We start from the raw sequence: 15,246 nt of genomic DNA on the forward strand, positions 1-15,246 counted from the left end.
CTTAATTCATCCAGCCCTTGACCCAATCCATCACCGATTCAGCAGGGCTTTCGCCACCGCAAGCAGCACCGGGAGGCGGTTCGCTGCCGCGAATATACGGCATCTGCACCGCGCCTGGGCAGCTGGCTTCGGAACCTTGCCCGGTACGTGAATCGACCCAGGCCTGAACAATGTTATCCGGCTGCGGCATGTCCAGCGGCAGCGGATCGGCCTTGCGCATGAAACTGGTCCAGACCTGCAACGCACCGGTGGCACCGGTAAACGGTGTCTTGCCATTATCATCGCGCCCCAGCCAGACCACGGCCAGCAGATCCTGACTGAAACCGGCGAACCAGCTGTCCCGCGAATCGTTACTGGTACCGGTCTTGCCGGCCAGGGTCAGGGTTTTCGGCAACACGTTGTAAACCGAACTGCCGGTACCTTCACGCATGACGCGCTGCATGGCGTTCTGGATCAGGTAAATGGACGCCGGATCAAATTGCTGCTGAATCTGGAACGGATAACGCTTGAGCGGCTCGCCCTCGGCAGTCAGTACGCTGCGAATCCCGCGCATCGGCGTATTGAACCCGCCATTGGCCAGCGTCTGGTACATGGTCGCCACTTCGATCGGGGTCATACCGCCGGCACCGAGCAACATCGACGGGAACGCCGGGAACTCGCGACTCACCCCCAGTCGTGCCAGGGTCTTCAAGACATTCGGCACGCCCACCGCCAACCCGAGACGCGCGGTCGACAGGTTGTAGGAATGCGCCAACCCTTGGTACAGGAACACCGTGCCGTGGGAGCGGCGATCATAGTTCTGTGGTTTCCAGATCTGACCATCCGCGCCTTTGACCGAGAAGTAGTCATCCGATAGCCAACTGGTCAGCGTGTACTGGCTCGGCTTTTCAAGAGCGGTCAGATAAACCGCCGGCTTGATCAAAGAGCCGATCGGTCGCACCGCGTCCAACGCACGGTTAAAACCGGCAAAACTCGCCTGACGGCTGCCGATCATGGCCTGGACCTCACCGGTTTCCGGGTTGGTCACGACCATCGCCGCTTCCACGTCATCGGAACCCTTGCGCCCGGCCAAGCGCTTGAACGTGTCGTTGACCGAAGCTTCGGCTTTCATCTGCAGGATCGGGTCGAAACTGGTGAAGATTCGCAGCCCTTCTTCAGTCAAGTCTTCGTCGCGGTAGTCTTCGCGCAACTGACGTTTGACCAGATCGAGGAAGCCCGGGAACGAGCTGTCGGCCAACTTGCCGCGAGTGGTCACACCCAGTGGCATTTTCTTCGCCGCCTCAACCTGCTCGGCGCTGGCAACGCCTTGTTCCTTCAGAACATCGAGTACCAGATTGCGCCGCTCCAGCGCCCGCTCAGGGTTGCGACGCGGGTTGTAATAGGACGGCCCCTTGACCATGCCCACCAACAAAGCGACTTGATGCAGTTTCAGCTCGGACAATGGCTGCCCGAAGAAGAACTGGCTGGCCAGGCCGAAGCCGTGCACCGCGCGCTGACCATCCTGGCCGACGAACACTTCATTGAGGTAAGCCTCAAGAATTTCGCTCTTGTCGTAATGCAGCTCAAGCAACATCGCCATCATGGCTTCGGTGAGCTTACGGGTCAGGCTGCGTTCATTGGTGAGGTAGAAGTTCTTGACCAACTGTTGCGTCAGCGTACTACCGCCCTGGGTCATCTTGCCGCCCGAGGTGTTGACATAGATAGCTCGAGCAATCGACTTCGGCGACACGCCCCAGTGGCTGTAGAAATCCCGGTCTTCTACGGCAACCAGGGTTTCGAGCAGATACGGCGGAACCTGATCGATCTTGATCAGGATGCGGTCTTCAAGGTTTTTCGGGTAAATGCCGCCGATCAGCAGCGGCTCCAGTCGCACCACGGAAAGCTTCGAACCGTTGGTCGCCGAGAGCTCGGCCACGTAATCGCCGGAGAACCGCACGCGCACGGGCTGCGCCTGCTCCATGCCTTCATAGAACTGGAAGCCTCGGGTATTCAAGTCGACGGTATTGCCATTGACCGCCGCCGCGCCGGGGCCGTTGCTGACCGCTTCGCGCCGGTAGCCCAAGGCGTCGAGTTCGGTGAGGAAGTCGTCCTTGCTGAGCTTTTGTCCGACGAACAGCTCAAGCGGGCGCGCGTACACCTTGGCCGGGATGGTCCAGCGCTTGCCGGAGAACTTCTCCTGGACCACGGCATCGAGGTAAACCGCGAACCCGGCAAGCACCACAAGGCCGACCAGGCTGAGTTTAAGGGCCCAGCCCAGCCAGGGGCGCATGCCCTTGGAAGGTGGTTTTTTAGGGGTGCGGGGGGATCGGGATCGAGTCATGGCGGCGGATTATACGCACTTTATTCATCCTCAACAGGAGCCCTCTGAGGTTTGCGTCGGACGGACTTGCAGCCATAATGACGGCCTTGAATTCCCCCCAGACTCTGAAGGATCACCTGTGAGCCAGTCCCTGATCGCTGCCCTGCAAAACCCGGCCCTCTACCCGCATCCTGTAGAAGGGTTCCAGGTCATCGAGACCCATATTTCCTGGGTGATACTCACAGGCCCCTATGCTTATAAAGTGAAGAAGCCGGTGAATTTCGGCTTCCTCGACTTCACCAGCCTTGAGGCTCGCGAGCATTTCTGCGGTGAAGAGCTGCGCCTGAACCAGCGCTTGACCCATGACTTGTACCTTGAAGTGTTGCCGATCACCGGCAGCGCCGAGGCACCACAATTGGGCGGCGATGGTCCGGTTGTCGACTACGCCCTGAAAATGCGTCAGTTCCCACAAAGCCAACTGCTCAGCACCCTGCAAGCCAACGGCGAATTGACCACCGCGCACATCGACGAGATGGCCGCGCAGATCGCTCAATTCCACCTCAGCGCGCCGAAAGTGCCTGCCGAACACGAAGCCGGCACGCCGGACAGCGTCATGGCGCCGGTACGGCAGAACTTCGAACAGATCCGTCCGTTCCTCAGCGACAAGGCCGATCTGTTGCAACTCGAGGCACTGCAAGCCTGGGCCGAAAGCAGCTTCGAGCGCCTCAAGCCGCTGTTCGCCCAGCGCAAGGCCGACGGCTTCATTCGTGAATGCCATGGTGACATTCACCTGGGCAACGCTACCGTGATCGACGGCAAAGTGGTGATCTTCGACTGCATCGAGTTCAACGAACCGTTCCGCTTCACCGACGTTTACGCCGACACCGGTTTCCTGGCAATGGACCTGGAAGACCGCGGCCTGAAGAGCCTGGCGCGCCGTTTCATCAGCCAATACCTGGAACTGACCGGCGACTACCAGGGCCTTGAGCTGCTGAACTTCTATAAAGCCTACCGCGCGCTGGTTCGCGCCAAGGTCAGCCTGTTCAGCATGCCGGCCGAAGCCGACCCGGTGCAGCGCGCTACCACTCTGCGTCAGTACCGCAACTACGCCAACCTGGCGGAAAGCTACAGCACCATTCCTTCGCGTTTCCTGGCGATTACCCACGGTGTTTCCGCCGTCGGCAAAAGCCATGTGGCCATGCGCCTGGTGGAGGCATTGGGCGCCATTCGCCTGCGTTCGGATGTAGAGCGCAAGCGTATGTTCGGCGAACAGACCGTACCGAACGCCCCGCAGGCCGGCATTTATAGCGCCGACGCCAGCGTCGCCACCTATGCCCGTCTGCATGAAGTTGCCAATGTGATTCTGCGTGCCGGCTTCCCGGTGGTGATCGATGCCACTTATCTCAAGCGCGACCAACGCGACAGCGCGGCAAAAATCGCCGAGGCCACCGGCGCGCCGTTCCTGATCCTCGATTGCGACGCACCTCAAGCGGTGATCGAGAGCTGGTTGAAGCAACGCCAGGCGGACAACAACGATCCGTCCGACGCCAACCTGGCTGTTATCGCTGCCCAGCAAGCCAGCCGCGAAGCCCTGACGCCCGCAGAAATCCTCTGCAGCAAACGCGTCCAGACCAATGAAAGTGGCACCCTCGACACCGTCGTAGCGCAAATTCGCCAACGCCTGCCAGGCCTGTAAGAAACTATTTCAACCGTGAAGCCCTCGCCGGCTTCACGGCTGTCAAATAGTGGCACTATACTGGCGTCATAAAACCATCAGGTGATGTGACATGAGCCAGCCGAAACTTCTCGACACCCCGCTTTATGCCTTGCTGCACAAAGACGACATCACAAGCTTCAATAATGAACGCCCGAAAGATGGACCTATCGACATGGTCGGTGGTGACTTCCGCGGGCTCGATCTGCGTGAACTGAACGCCGACGGCATCGACTTCACCGATGCCTATTTCCGCTCTGCCGACTTGCGCGGCATCGACTTTCGCAACTCATCCCTGGAAGGCGCGAGCCTGGCCCACGCGCAGATCTCCGGCGCCTACTTCCCGCCAGAGCTGAGTGCCGATGAGATTCTGATGTCGATGAATTTCGGGACACGCCTGCGTTATCGCACCCGCTAAAAAGCGATGTTTCACTCAGTCCGGCGCCCCCCGCTTTGCGCTGGACTTTGTAGTTTTTTTGCTCGAAAACTCAATTTTCCATACGCCATCGGGTTGCATCAGCCACCTTTTCCCGCCGCTTCTTGAGTTTTCCTCTTAGAAGCTTTTGCGTCGAAACCGACCAAACAATCACGCTTTTCCTACTGATGGCTACACTGCTGAGAGGCTCGCCCACGCACCATTCGGCTGTCGCAAGGAGGCTTGATGAATGATGAACTGCAACACCTGAAGAATCTTGGCAAGACGTCGGCGCAATGGCTGCATGCCGTGGGCATCCACAGTGCCTCGGACTTGCGTCGGCTGGGAGCTGTGGATGCTTATCGGGCCGTGCGCACTCGCGGTTTTCGGGCGTCCAAGGTGTTGTTGTATGCGATTGAAGGCGCGTTGATGGATGTTCACTGGAACGACATTCCCGCCGAGCGCAAGGAAGCCTTGAACAAACAGCTGGATGCTATTTCGTCTCGCCACAAGAATTGAACGGATAATTTCACTCGAACGCACAGCCTGAAACCCAATGATTACGAGGCTTTCCAGCGAAGGAACGACGTAATTCACGGAAACGAGAAATCAGCGGTTGACTTGGTAATGAGAATCGATATGATTATCACAACTGGTCGCGAGACTGGTCGATATTCTGAAAAGCCCTTGGTTCGGACTCTCAGATTATCTCCTCATCAGGCTAATCACGGTTATTTGACCCGGCTCTTGCCGGGTCTTTTTTTGCCTGTGGAAAACTCACCTGATTTTATTGGCCTGACGGCTTGCCGAACTGCTTGCGCATTTGCGCGCAGTAATCCTGTGGCGGCGTGGCTGGCGTATACCAGACGTAATCAGCCATGGCCGGCGTGACCTCAGCGCCCTGCTCCGCCAGCATCAATACCGTTGGAGCCTGCTCACCCAGATCCAGCACATGGATCGGCACCCCGACATCCTTGCGTGCGTGGAACGCGCCGGCAAACAACAGTGAAGGCATCGGTGCCGCCAGTAATCGCTCGGCTATCCGCCGGTCACGCTGCTGCTGGACGGCCAGCATCGCGGGCATCTGTGATTCAGGCAACAAGCCGCAGTGGGAATCGCTGATCTGTGCCAGCAACTCATTCTTGACCGTGGGAGCGTTGGATCGCGTACCGCTCAATGTTGGCGGTTTGGCATAAACCGTACGGACTTCAGGCGTATCCAGATTGGCCGCCAGTAACGGGTATGGCCGAGTCAGGGCAAAACGAACGATCGGCCCGTATAGACTCCAGTCCCATCCCGGCTGCCAGGCCAATGCCCCGGCCAAGTCGGTCGGCAGCGGTGAGGCATGCCGAACGTCATCGACGCGCTGTTGCTGAGCCGGCGTCAGCATTTCCAGCAGCAGACTGCCTTGAGGCCGTCGCTCACCCAGTGCCTGCAATATCCACAATTGCAGTTGATGGTGATCACGATTGTCATGCTGCTCACCGACGATCAGCCGCGAAGGTTCAGCCAGCCGTGCAAGCAGTTCTTGCGCTGTCAGGACCTGACCGCTGCGCAGATCCCGGATTTCGCCGCTGACCGGCGGCGGTACCGCTACATGCTGGCAGGCACTCAGTAACAGCGCAGCCAGAAAAACTATCACGCGTGTTTTCATCCCTAAAACACCTCAGCGGGCGATGATCAGCGGATGCCCACGCTCCGGGTGCGGTTGCACCAATACTTCCAGCCCAAACACAGCCTTGAGCGGTTCCGGGCGCAATACCTGCTCCGGCGTGTCCAGCACCACAGGACGCCCACCTTCGAGCAGTAACAGGCGATCACAATAACGCGCCGCCAGGTTCAGATCATGCAAGATCACCAGCACCGCCGCACCGCGATCGGCGAATTCACGCACCGCTTGCAGAGTGGTGTGCTGATGCAGCGGGTCGAGCATCGACGTCGGCTCATCGAGCAACAACGTCTGCCCCGCCTCGCCCGGCCAAAGCTGCGCCAACACTCGCGCCAAATGCACCCGCTGACGTTCGCCGCCGGACAACGCCAGATAACTGCGACCGCTCAAGTGCCCCGCATCGGCCGCCTGTAGCGCGGCGGCGACAATCTCGTCATCCCGGACCCGACCGCTTTGATAAGGCAGGCGGCCCATGCCGACCACTTCTTCGACGCGAAAGGCAAAGTCCAGGGTCGACACTTGCGGCAACACCGCCAAACGCCGGGCTCGCTGCGCTCCGTTCCAATGACTCAGCTCACGCTCATCGAGCCAGACGCTGCCGTGGTCCGCAGGCAATTCGCCGCACAGGGCGCCGAGCAACGTGCTTTTGCCGGCGCCGTTAGGACCCAATACGCCGAGGACTTCGCCCGGCTTAAGCTCAAGGGTGATGTCCGTCAGGACAATCTTTCGACCGCGGCGGATTTGCAGGTTCTGCGTTCGCAACATCAGGCACGCCCCCTGAGCAATAAATACAGAAAGAACGGCGCGCCGATGAAGGCCGTGACAATCCCGATCGGCAACTCAGCCGGCGCCAGCGCCAGCCGCGCCACCAGATCGGCAAATAATAGGAGACTGGCCCCCGCCAACACCGACGCCGGCAACAACACCCGATGATCGGGGCCGACCAGCAGTCGCACCAGATGCGGCACCACCAGGCCGACAAACCCGATCATCCCCGCCGCTGCTACCGCCGCGCCGACACCCAGCGCCGTGCAGAACACCAATTCGCGCTTGAGTCCTTCGACGTCGATACCCAGGTGGCCGGCCTCCGACTCCCCCAGCAACAATGCGTTCAAGGCCTTGGCCCGACGCGGCAACCACAGCGCCACGCCGGTGCTCACCAGCAGCAACGGCCAGAGTCGCGCATAACTGGCGCCGTTAAGACTGCCCAGGTTCCAGAACGTCAGGGTGCGCAGGGTCGCGTCATCCGCCAGATAGGTGAAGAGCCCGACCGCCGAACCAGCCAGGGCAGTCAATGCAATACCAGCCAGCAGCATGGTCGCGACGTTGGTCTGGCCATCGCGTCGCCCCAGTCGATAGACCAGCGCCGTCACACCCAACCCGCCGAGAAACGCGCACACTGACAACAGATAAGGTCCGATGGATTCAGACAGTCCACCGAATACCGAGCCGCCGACAATCGCGATAGCCGCGCCCAGTGCCGCACCGCTCGACACCCCCACCAGGCCCGGGTCGGCCAGAGGATTGCGAAACAAGCCCTGCATCGCCACGCCGGACAGCGCCAGAACGCCGCCCACCGCCAAGCCCAGCAAGGTTCGCGGCAGGCGGATTTGCCCGAGGATCAGTTCGGCCTGCTCCAACCCGTCGGCAGCAATCGGCAGGCCGACCAAGCGCAGCGACGCGCGCAAGGTGTCGAACAACGGCAAACTCACCGGCCCTAACGCCAGCGACAGCCAGATCGCCAGCAAACACAACAGGCTCAAGCCAATGAACAACGCACGAGGTTTAATCAGAAGGGTCATTGGCCAGTCGTACCGGGATCGAACAGGTGCATAAACAGCCTCCTTTAAAGGTTTCCCAGGCATAGAGATGACAGGCCAAATATTCTCGGCATCCGGTAATCGCCCCGAGGGCGAGCTACCATTTGATAATTGCTTGCATTTGAACGTCAAGCTCGGACATTCCGGGTCACGAGCTGCTGGACTTGAGGATAGACATGAAGTTTCTTTGCACAGGCGCCGAATTGGCTGACGCCAGCAGTCGCGGTTTCGACGTCGACGGCCAGAAGCTCCTGGCCGTGCGCCGGGGCGGTCGGGTGTATGTGTATGAAAATCGCTGCCCGCACCGGGGCGTCGGACTGGAATGGAAACCCGACCAGTTTCTCGACCCCAGCAACAGCCTGATCCAGTGCGCGACCCACGGCGCACTGTTTCTGATCGAGGACGGTGAATGCGTCGCCGGCCCCTGCGCCGGGCAATCCCTGACTACCATCCTCTGCCGCGAGGATGAACAAGGGATCTGGGTTACGCTCTAAAGCAACACATCCAGCCGCCGATCGACCACCATCTCTTCGTGGGTCAAGCGCACGCCATACGCCAGCACTTCGACTCCACACGCCACCGCCTCACGCAACGCAGCTGCGTAGGCCGAATCGATTTCTTCGGCAGGACGTACCGCGTCAATCCCTGTCAGGCTCACGCAATACAACTGCACTGCCCGAATCCCGTCCCTGGCCAAATGCGCCAGTTCGCGCAAATGCTTGGCCCCGCGCTGGGTCACCGCGTCAGGAAATGCCGCCACTGCCGAGCCATCGAAGCCCAGGGTGACGCTTTTGACTTCCACATAAGCCGGGCCGCCCGGGTAATCGAGACGAAAATCGATGCGACTGCTTTCCTGACCGTAGGCCACTTCGCGCTTCAGTTCGGTAAAGCCGTTCAACTCGGTGATGACGCCGGCCTGCAACGCCTCCTCGATCAAGCCGTTGGCGCGCCCGGTGTTCACGCAAAACAGCCGCCCCTGTGGGGTTTCGCCAACTTCCCAAGTGCCGGGCAACTTGCGCTTGGGGTCGGTGGAGCGGCTGAACCAGACTTGCCCGCCCTCGACCTGGCAATTAAGCATCGAGCCAGTGTTCGGGCAGTGAATGGTCAGCAACTCGCCGCCAACGGTTTCGATATCGGCAAGAAAACGCTTGTAACGACGAATCAAGCGACCCTCTTCAAGGGGAGGATGAAAGCGCATCAGCCTTGCCAGCTCTTCAAACCGCGGGCGATCCGCTCGACTGCTTCTTGCAAGCGCGGAAGGCTTTGGGTGTAGGCAAACCGCACATGATGCCCGGCCTGATGACGCCCAAAGTCCAACCCCGGGGTAATCGCAACGTGCTCGGTTTCGAGGAAGTGTCGGCAGAACGCGAAGGCATCGCCGCCGAACTTGCTGATATCGGCGTACAAATAGAACGCGCCTTCCGGTTCAACGGCGATGCCGAAACCCAATTCCCGCAGGGCTGGCAGCAGGAAGTCACGACGTCGACCGAACTCGGCGCGGCGCTCCTCGAAAATGCTGATGGTGGCGGGCTCGAAGCAGGCCAATGCCGCGTGCTGGGCCATGCTCGGTGCACTGATGTAGAGGTTCTGGGCGAGCTTTTCCAGTTCACCGACCGCCGCTTCAGGCGCGACCAGCCAACCAAGGCGCCAACCGGTCATGCCGAAATACTTGGAAAAACTATTGAGGACGAAAGCGCTGTCATCGACTTCCAGCACGCTGACCGCGTCCGTGCCGTAAGTCAGGCCGTGGTAAATCTCGTCGACCACCAAATGACCGTGGCGGGCCTTGATCGCCGCGGACAGCCCGGCCAGCTCATCACGGGTCAGGATGGTCCCGGTGGGGTTGGCCGGCGATGCCACCAAGGCGCCGACGCTGTCGTGATCCCAATGACGCGCGACCAGGTCCGGGGTCAGTTGATAACGCACGTCCGGGCCGACCGGCACCAGTTGCGCCGCGCCTTCCACCAGGCGCAGGAAGTGCCGGTTGCACGGGTAACCCGGGTCGGCCAGCAGCCAGTGCTTGCCCGGATCCACCAGCAAGGCGCTGGCCAACAGCAACGCACCTGAGCCGCCAGGCGTGATCAGGATGCGCTGCGGATCGATGTTCAGCCCGTAGCGCTGCTGATAAAAGCCCGAAATGGCCTCACGCAGCTCGGGAATGCCGCGAGCGGCGGTGTAACGGGTCTTCCCCGCCGTTAGCGCAGCCTGGCCGGCCTGGATGATCGGCTCGGCGGTGGTGAAGTCCGGCTCGCCGATTTCCAGGTGAATCACGTCGTGGCCAGCCGCTTGCAGCTCGTTGGCCCGCGCCAGCAGGGCCATAACGTGGAACGGTTCGATAGCGCGACTACGCGCACTGTAGGACAGAGCCATTAGCCTTCCTTACAACGGGGAAAAGAATTGATTCTACCCAAGCGCAGGAACGAGCGAGAGTCTAAAGCGGTCAGAGCCCATATAATGCGGGCCTCAATTGATTCAAGCGTATGTCTCAGGTTTGGCTAAAATCAATAATTGATCAGGTCTCCTTAGCCACCAGACGAAGCTTTGCAATCTTTTGCAAGCACCACGGGCCGCGGGCTCGACATCCGGGAGTAGCGCGGTCCGATTTGATCTGGTAAGTTCGCCCGCTTGCAGCCGCAGGGCCGGCAGGTGTCGGTGATGGAGCAATCCTGCGCAATGGATTACAAGAGTAGAGGCGGTCCATTTCATGCCCACCCAAGCAAAGCAGCAAAATCAGTCGATCAGCGGCTTCGAACCCTACAAAGAAGTGAAGGGCGAAGAGTACATGGGCAAACCCATGCGTGCTCACTTCACCAAGATCCTGAACAAGTGGAAACAGGACTTGATGCAGGAAGTCGACCGTACTGTTGATCACATGAAAGACGAGGCGGCCAACTTCCCTGACCCGGCAGACCGTGCCAGCCAGGAAGAGGAATTCAGCCTCGAATTGCGCGCCCGCGACCGCGAGCGCAAGTTGATCAAGAAAATCGACAAGACCCTGCAATTGATCGAAGACGAAGAATACGGTTGGTGCGAGTCCTGCGGCGTCGAGATCGGCGTCAAGCGACTGGAAGCCCGCCCTACCGCCGACATGTGCGTCGACTGCAAGACCCTGGCGGAAATCAAGGAAAAGCAAGTCGGCAAGTAATCTCGACTTGAACGAAAGACGGAGCGTGCGAACGCTCCGTTTTTGTTTCTGACGCTTTTAGACGTTAAATAATCGCCATGACTGCCATCTCCTCCCCCACCTACATCGGGCGCTTCGCCCCCACGCCCAGCGGGCATCTGCATTTCGGTTCGCTGGTGGCCGCGCTAGCCTCATACCTCGACGCCCGTTCGGTCGGCGGGCGCTGGCTGGTGCGCATGGAGGATCTCGATCCGCCACGTGAGGAGCCCGGCGCTCAGGCGGCGATTCTCAAGGCATTGGAAAGCTACGGTTTCGAGTGGGATGGCGAGATGGTCCGACAGAGTGACCGGTACGCGGCCTACGCCGAAGTCCTCAATCGCCTGTTCAGCCAGGGCCTGGCCTATGCGTGCACCTGCTCGCGCAAGCAACTGGAGCCGTATCACGGCATCTATCCCGGGTTCTGCCGCAACGCGGGGCACGGCACCGAGAATGCGGCGATCCGCGTGCGCGTACCGGAGCTGGAATACCACTTCATCGACCGGGTGCAGGGCGAATTCCGTCAACACCTGGGCCGCGAGGTGGGTGACTTCGTGATTCGTCGCCGTGACGGGCTCTACGCCTATCAATTGGCGGTGGTGCTGGACGATGCCTGGCAAGGCATCACTGATATCGTGCGCGGCGCCGACCTGCTGGACTCCACGCCACGCCAGCTCTATCTGCAAGAACTGCTCGGCCTGCCGCAACCGCGCTACCTGCACATCCCGCTGATTACCCAGCCGGACGGCCACAAACTCGGCAAGTCCTATCGATCGCCGCCGCTGACCGAGGATCAGGCTACGCCGCTGTTGCTGCGCGCATTGCGGGCGCTGGGGCACACTCCCGTTTCCGAACTGAATGACGCCACACCACGGGAGGTGCTGAATTGGGGCATTGCCCACTGGGATGCGTCGCTGATCCCGCGCACACTGACGTTGCCTGAAGCGCAACTGCAGTGATGCCACTTGCAGTGGCGCACCCATCCGTTACCATCGCCGCACGTTTTCGGGCACGCGCATAAAAGAGAGAGGCCGGGATGTACATCTATCGCTTGGTCCTGCTCCTGGTAGTGGGGATTTATCTGTTCTCCCCGGCCATCATGGATTGGTGGATCGACGCCACTGGCGCCTGGTATCGCCCTTATTTGCTCTGGCTGATTCTGATCGTCGTGACCTTCATCCTGCAGAGCCAAAAAGATGCCGATGAGCTTTAGCCTGACCCAGATGATCCTGATCAGCGCCGCGTACCTGGCGGTGCTGTTCGGTGTGGCCTGGATCAGTGAACGGGGGATGATCCCCCGGGCGATCATTCGCCACCCGCTGACGTACACCCTGTCGCTGGGCGTTTATGCCAGTGCCTGGGCGTTTTACGGCACAGTGGGCCTGGCCTATCAGTACGGCTACGGTTTTCTGTCCAGCTACCTCGGGGTTTCCGGGGCGTTTCTGCTGGCGCCGGTGCTTTTGTACCCGATCCTGAAGATCACCCGCACTTACCAACTCTCGTCGCTGGCCGACCTGTTCGCGTTCCGTTTCCGCAGCACCTGGGCCGGCGCGTTGACGACAATTTTCATGCTGGTCGGCGTGCTGCCGTTGCTGGCATTGCAGATTCAGGCGGTGGCCGACTCCATCGGCATCCTCACCCGTGAGCCAGTTCAGCATCGCGTGGCCCTGAGTTTCTGCGCGCTGATTACGCTGTTCACGATTTTCTTCGGCTCGCGCCACATCGCCACCCGCGAGAAACATGAAGGCCTGGTGTTCGCGATTGCCTTCGAGTCGGTGATCAAGCTGATCGCGATTGGTGGCGTCGGCCTGTATGCGCTGTATGGCGTGTTCGACGGCCCGCAACAGCTGGAACTGTGGCTGCTGCAAAACCAGACCGCCCTCGCCGCCCTGCACACGCCTCTGCAGGAAGGCCCATGGCGCACGCTGCTGCTGGTGTTCTTCGCCTCGGCGATCGTCATGCCGCACATGTACCACATGACCTTTACCGAAAACCTCAACCCGCGCTCTCTGGTCAGTGCGAGCTGGGGCTTACCGCTGTTCCTGCTGCTGATGAGCCTGGCAGTGCCGCTGATTCTCTGGGCCGGGCTGAAACTCGGCGCCACCACCAATCCGGAATATTTCACCCTGGGCATCGGCATCGCCGCCAATAGCAAAGCCCTGGCGCTGTTGGCGTATGTCGGTGGATTGTCGGCGGCCAGCGGGCTGATCATCGTCACTACGCTGGCGCTGTCCGGGATGGCGCTGAACCACCTGGTGCTGCCGCTCTATCAGCCGCCGGCCGAAGGCAATATCTACCGCTGGCTGAAATGGACCCGCCGGGCACTGATCGTCGCGATCATCATGGCCGGCTACGGTTTCTACCTGATGCTGGGCGCGGAACAGGACCTGGCCAACCTCGGCATCGTCGCCTTCGTCGCCACGTTGCAGTTCCTGCCGGGAGTGTTGTCGGTGCTGTACTGGCCGACCGCCAACCGTCGCGGCTTCATCGCAGGCCTCCTGGCGGGGATTCTGGTGTGGCTGGTGACCATGCTGTTGCCGCTGGTCGGCAATCTGCAAGGCTTCTACATTCCGTTGCTGAACATGATTTACGTGCTGGACGACACCAGCTGGCACATGGCGGCAATTGCCTCGCTGGCCGCCAACGTGCTGATGTTCACCCTGATTTCACTGTTCACCAACGCCAGCCCCGAAGAGGCCAGCGCCGCCGAAGCCTGCGCGGTGGACAACGTTCGCCGCCCGCAACGCCGCGAACTGCATGCCGCCTCGCCTCAGGAATTCGCCACGCAACTGGCCAAACCGCTGGGTGCCAAGGCCGCGCAGAAAGAAGTCGAACAAGCACTGCGTGACCTTTATCTGCCGTTCGACGAACGCCGGCCTTACGCCTTGCGTCGTTTGCGTGACCGTATCGAAGCCAACCTCTCCGGCCTGATGGGCCCGAGCGTGGCGCAGGACATGGTCGAAACCTTCCTGCCCTATAAGGCCGGCGGCGAAAACTACGTCACCGAAGACATCCATTTCATCGAAAGTCGCCTCGAGGACTACCACTCGCGCCTCACCGGCCTTGCCGCCGAACTCGATGCCCTGCGCCGCTACCACCGCCAAACCCTGCAGGAACTGCCGATGGGCGTGTGTTCGCTAGCCAAGGATCAGGAAATCCTCATGTGGAACAAAGCCATGGAGGAGCTGACCGGGATTGCCGCGCAGCGCGTGGTCGGTTCGCGCCTGAGTACCATTGCCGATCCATGGAAAGAGCTGCTGCAAGGCTTCATCAATCTGCCGGACGAACACTTGCACAAGCAGCACCTGGCCCTCGATGGCCAGACCCGCTGGCTGAACCTGCACAAAGCGGCAATCGACGAACCGCTGGCACCGGGTAACAGCGGCCTGGTGCTGCTGGTGGAAGACCTGACCGAAACCCAGATGCTCGAAGACAAACTGGTGCACTCCGAGCGTCTGGCCAGCATCGGCCGACTGGCGGCCGGCGTGGCCCATGAAATCGGCAACCCGATCACCGGCATTGCCTGTCTCGCGCAAAACCTGCGCGAAGAACGTGAAGAAGACTCCGAACTCACGGAAATCAGCGGGCAGATCCTCGAGCAGACCAAACGCGTGTCACGCATCGTTCAGTCGCTGATGAGCTTCGCCCACGCGGGCGCTCATCAGCACAGCGACGAGCCCGTTTGTCTGGCGGAAGTGGCCCAGGATGCCATCGGCCTGCTGGCCTTGAACCGGCGCAATTTCGAAGTACAGTTCTACAACCTGTGCGACCCCGATCACTGGGTCGAAGGCGACCCGCAGCGGCTCGCCCAGGTATTGATCAATCTGCTCTCAAACGCCCGTGACGCCTCGCCTCCGGGCAGCGCAGTGCGCGTCAAGAGCGAAGCCGGCGAACACACGGTCGATCTGATCGTCGAAGACGAAGGCAGCGGTATTCCCTCGAGCATCATGGACCGACTGTTCGAACCCTTCTTCACCACCAAGGATCCTGGCGAAGGCACCGGTCTGGGCCTTGCACTGGTCTATTCCATCGTTGAAGAGCATTATGGACAAATCACCATCGACAGCCCGGCTGATGTTCAAAGCCAACGCGGCACCCGTATCCGGGTGACCTTACCGCGTCATGTCGAAGCGACGTCCGCTGTGAACTGAGACCGTCGAGAGTATCGA

The 15,246-nt window shown here is 60.4% G+C and carries 14 protein-coding genes; 8 read left to right on the forward strand and 6 right to left on the reverse strand.

Features of this window, described 5'->3' with window-relative positions; translation table 11 throughout:
• Window position 1 precedes the first annotated feature (1 nt).
• A complete protein-coding gene (gene mrcB / locus ACEN9A_RS25355) occupies window positions 2–2,320 on the reverse strand; it encodes a penicillin-binding protein 1B (protein ID WP_258671172.1) in 2,319 nt (772 codons plus the stop codon).
• A 118-nt stretch (window positions 2,321–2,438) separates the two neighbouring features.
• Here mrcB and ACEN9A_RS25360 point away from each other — a divergent pair, with 118 nt between their 5' ends.
• The 3 genes from ACEN9A_RS25360 (at window position 2,439) to ACEN9A_RS25370 (ending at window position 4,947) form a co-directional block, all read left to right on the forward strand.
• Complete coding sequence (locus ACEN9A_RS25360; RefSeq protein WP_258671173.1) at window positions 2,439–3,995, forward strand: bifunctional aminoglycoside phosphotransferase/ATP-binding protein; 1,557 nt, start codon at window positions 2,439–2,441, stop codon at window positions 3,993–3,995.
• Window positions 3,996–4,086: 91 nt separating this feature from the next.
• On the forward strand, window positions 4,087–4,431 hold the full coding sequence (locus ACEN9A_RS25365) for a pentapeptide repeat-containing protein (protein WP_019582853.1): 345 nt from the start codon (window positions 4,087–4,089) through the stop codon (window positions 4,429–4,431).
• A 243-nt stretch (window positions 4,432–4,674) separates the two neighbouring features.
• A complete protein-coding gene (locus ACEN9A_RS25370; protein WP_009050884.1) occupies window positions 4,675–4,947 on the forward strand; it encodes a TfoX/Sxy family protein in 273 nt (90 codons plus the stop codon).
• 268 nt (window positions 4,948–5,215) lie between these two features.
• On the opposite strand, the gene ACEN9A_RS25375 is transcribed toward ACEN9A_RS25370, so the two are convergent.
• The 3 genes from ACEN9A_RS25375 to ACEN9A_RS25385 are packed head-to-tail and all read right to left on the reverse strand — an operon-like array spanning window position 5,216 to window position 7,845.
• Window positions 5,216–6,082 carry a ChaN family lipoprotein gene (locus ACEN9A_RS25375; protein WP_258671174.1) on the reverse strand — a complete coding sequence of 289 codons (867 nt, stop codon included), beginning with the start codon at window positions 6,080–6,082 and terminating at the stop codon, window positions 5,216–5,218.
• A 12-nt stretch (window positions 6,083–6,094) separates the two neighbouring features.
• Complete coding sequence (locus ACEN9A_RS25380; RefSeq protein ID WP_258671175.1) at window positions 6,095–6,862, reverse strand: heme ABC transporter ATP-binding protein; 768 nt, start codon at window positions 6,860–6,862, stop codon at window positions 6,095–6,097.
• Window positions 6,862–7,845 carry a FecCD family ABC transporter permease gene (locus tag ACEN9A_RS25385; protein WP_258674215.1) on the reverse strand — a complete coding sequence of 328 codons (984 nt, stop codon included), beginning with the start codon at window positions 7,843–7,845 and terminating at the stop codon, window positions 6,862–6,864. The genes ACEN9A_RS25380 and ACEN9A_RS25385 overlap by 1 nt, the downstream gene beginning before the upstream one ends.
• 248 nt (window positions 7,846–8,093) lie before the next feature.
• Between ACEN9A_RS25385 and ACEN9A_RS25390 the strand changes: the two genes are divergently transcribed.
• Window positions 8,094–8,411: a Rieske (2Fe-2S) protein gene (locus ACEN9A_RS25390; protein WP_007938052.1), complete on the forward strand. Its 318-nt coding sequence runs from the start codon at window positions 8,094–8,096 to the stop codon at window positions 8,409–8,411.
• Here ACEN9A_RS25390 and sfsA read toward each other — a convergent pair.
• Window positions 8,408–9,115 (reverse strand): DNA/RNA nuclease SfsA, encoded by a 708-nt coding sequence (sfsA, locus tag ACEN9A_RS25395; RefSeq protein WP_258671176.1) that lies wholly within the window; start codon window positions 9,113–9,115, stop codon window positions 8,408–8,410. The genes ACEN9A_RS25390 and sfsA overlap by 4 nt on opposite strands.
• A complete protein-coding gene (locus ACEN9A_RS25400) occupies window positions 9,115–10,287 on the reverse strand; it encodes a pyridoxal phosphate-dependent aminotransferase (RefSeq protein WP_258671177.1) in 1,173 nt (390 codons plus the stop codon). The genes sfsA and ACEN9A_RS25400 overlap by 1 nt, the downstream gene beginning before the upstream one ends.
• A 334-nt stretch (window positions 10,288–10,621) precedes the next feature.
• Between ACEN9A_RS25400 and dksA the strand changes: the two genes are divergently transcribed.
• The 4 genes from dksA to ACEN9A_RS25420 all read left to right on the forward strand — a co-directional run bounded on the left by dksA (window position 10,622) and on the right by ACEN9A_RS25420 (window position 15,228).
• A complete protein-coding gene (dksA, locus tag ACEN9A_RS25405; RefSeq protein WP_007902025.1) occupies window positions 10,622–11,062 on the forward strand; it encodes an RNA polymerase-binding protein DksA in 441 nt (146 codons plus the stop codon).
• A 77-nt stretch (window positions 11,063–11,139) separates the two neighbouring features.
• Window positions 11,140–12,036, forward strand: coding sequence for a tRNA glutamyl-Q(34) synthetase GluQRS (gene gluQRS, locus ACEN9A_RS25410; RefSeq protein ID WP_258671178.1), 897 nt, complete (start codon window positions 11,140–11,142; stop codon window positions 12,034–12,036).
• 77 nt (window positions 12,037–12,113) lie between these two features.
• Window positions 12,114–12,290, forward strand: a complete 177-nt coding sequence (locus ACEN9A_RS25415; protein ID WP_003176118.1) for a hypothetical protein — start codon at window positions 12,114–12,116, stop codon at window positions 12,288–12,290.
• Window positions 12,274–15,228 carry a sensor histidine kinase gene (locus tag ACEN9A_RS25420; RefSeq protein WP_258671179.1) on the forward strand — a complete coding sequence of 985 codons (2,955 nt, stop codon included), beginning with the start codon at window positions 12,274–12,276 and terminating at the stop codon, window positions 15,226–15,228. Before ACEN9A_RS25415 ends, ACEN9A_RS25420 begins: the two co-directional genes overlap by 17 nt.
• Window positions 15,229–15,246 lie beyond the last annotated feature (18 nt).

It is taken from the genome of Pseudomonas sp. Pseusp18, from assembly GCF_059506005.1.

Excerpts from the sequence above, each read along its gene's own strand:
- mrcB (WP_258671172.1), bottom strand. The coding sequence starts at position 2,320 with ATGACTCGATCCCGATCCCCCCGCACCCCTAAAAAACCACCTTCCAAG.
- ACEN9A_RS25365 (WP_019582853.1), top strand. The coding sequence starts at position 4,087 with ATGAGCCAGCCGAAACTTCTCGACACCCCGCTTTATGCCTTGCTGCAC.
- ACEN9A_RS25370 (WP_009050884.1), top strand. The coding sequence starts at position 4,675 with ATGAATGATGAACTGCAACACCTGAAGAATCTTGGCAAGACGTCGGCG.
- ACEN9A_RS25375 (WP_258671174.1), bottom strand. The coding sequence starts at position 6,082 with ATGAAAACACGCGTGATAGTTTTTCTGGCTGCGCTGTTACTGAGTGCC.
- ACEN9A_RS25380 (WP_258671175.1), bottom strand. The coding sequence starts at position 6,862 with ATGTTGCGAACGCAGAACCTGCAAATCCGCCGCGGTCGAAAGATTGTC.
- ACEN9A_RS25390 (WP_007938052.1), top strand. The coding sequence starts at position 8,094 with ATGAAGTTTCTTTGCACAGGCGCCGAATTGGCTGACGCCAGCAGTCGC.
- sfsA (WP_258671176.1), bottom strand. The coding sequence starts at position 9,115 with ATGCGCTTTCATCCTCCCCTTGAAGAGGGTCGCTTGATTCGTCGTTAC.
- ACEN9A_RS25400 (WP_258671177.1), bottom strand. The coding sequence starts at position 10,287 with ATGGCTCTGTCCTACAGTGCGCGTAGTCGCGCTATCGAACCGTTCCAC.
- dksA (WP_007902025.1), top strand. The coding sequence starts at position 10,622 with ATGCCCACCCAAGCAAAGCAGCAAAATCAGTCGATCAGCGGCTTCGAA.
- gluQRS (WP_258671178.1), top strand. The coding sequence starts at position 11,140 with ATGACTGCCATCTCCTCCCCCACCTACATCGGGCGCTTCGCCCCCACG.
- ACEN9A_RS25415 (WP_003176118.1), top strand. The coding sequence starts at position 12,114 with ATGTACATCTATCGCTTGGTCCTGCTCCTGGTAGTGGGGATTTATCTG.
- ACEN9A_RS25420 (WP_258671179.1), top strand. The coding sequence starts at position 12,274 with ATGCCGATGAGCTTTAGCCTGACCCAGATGATCCTGATCAGCGCCGCG.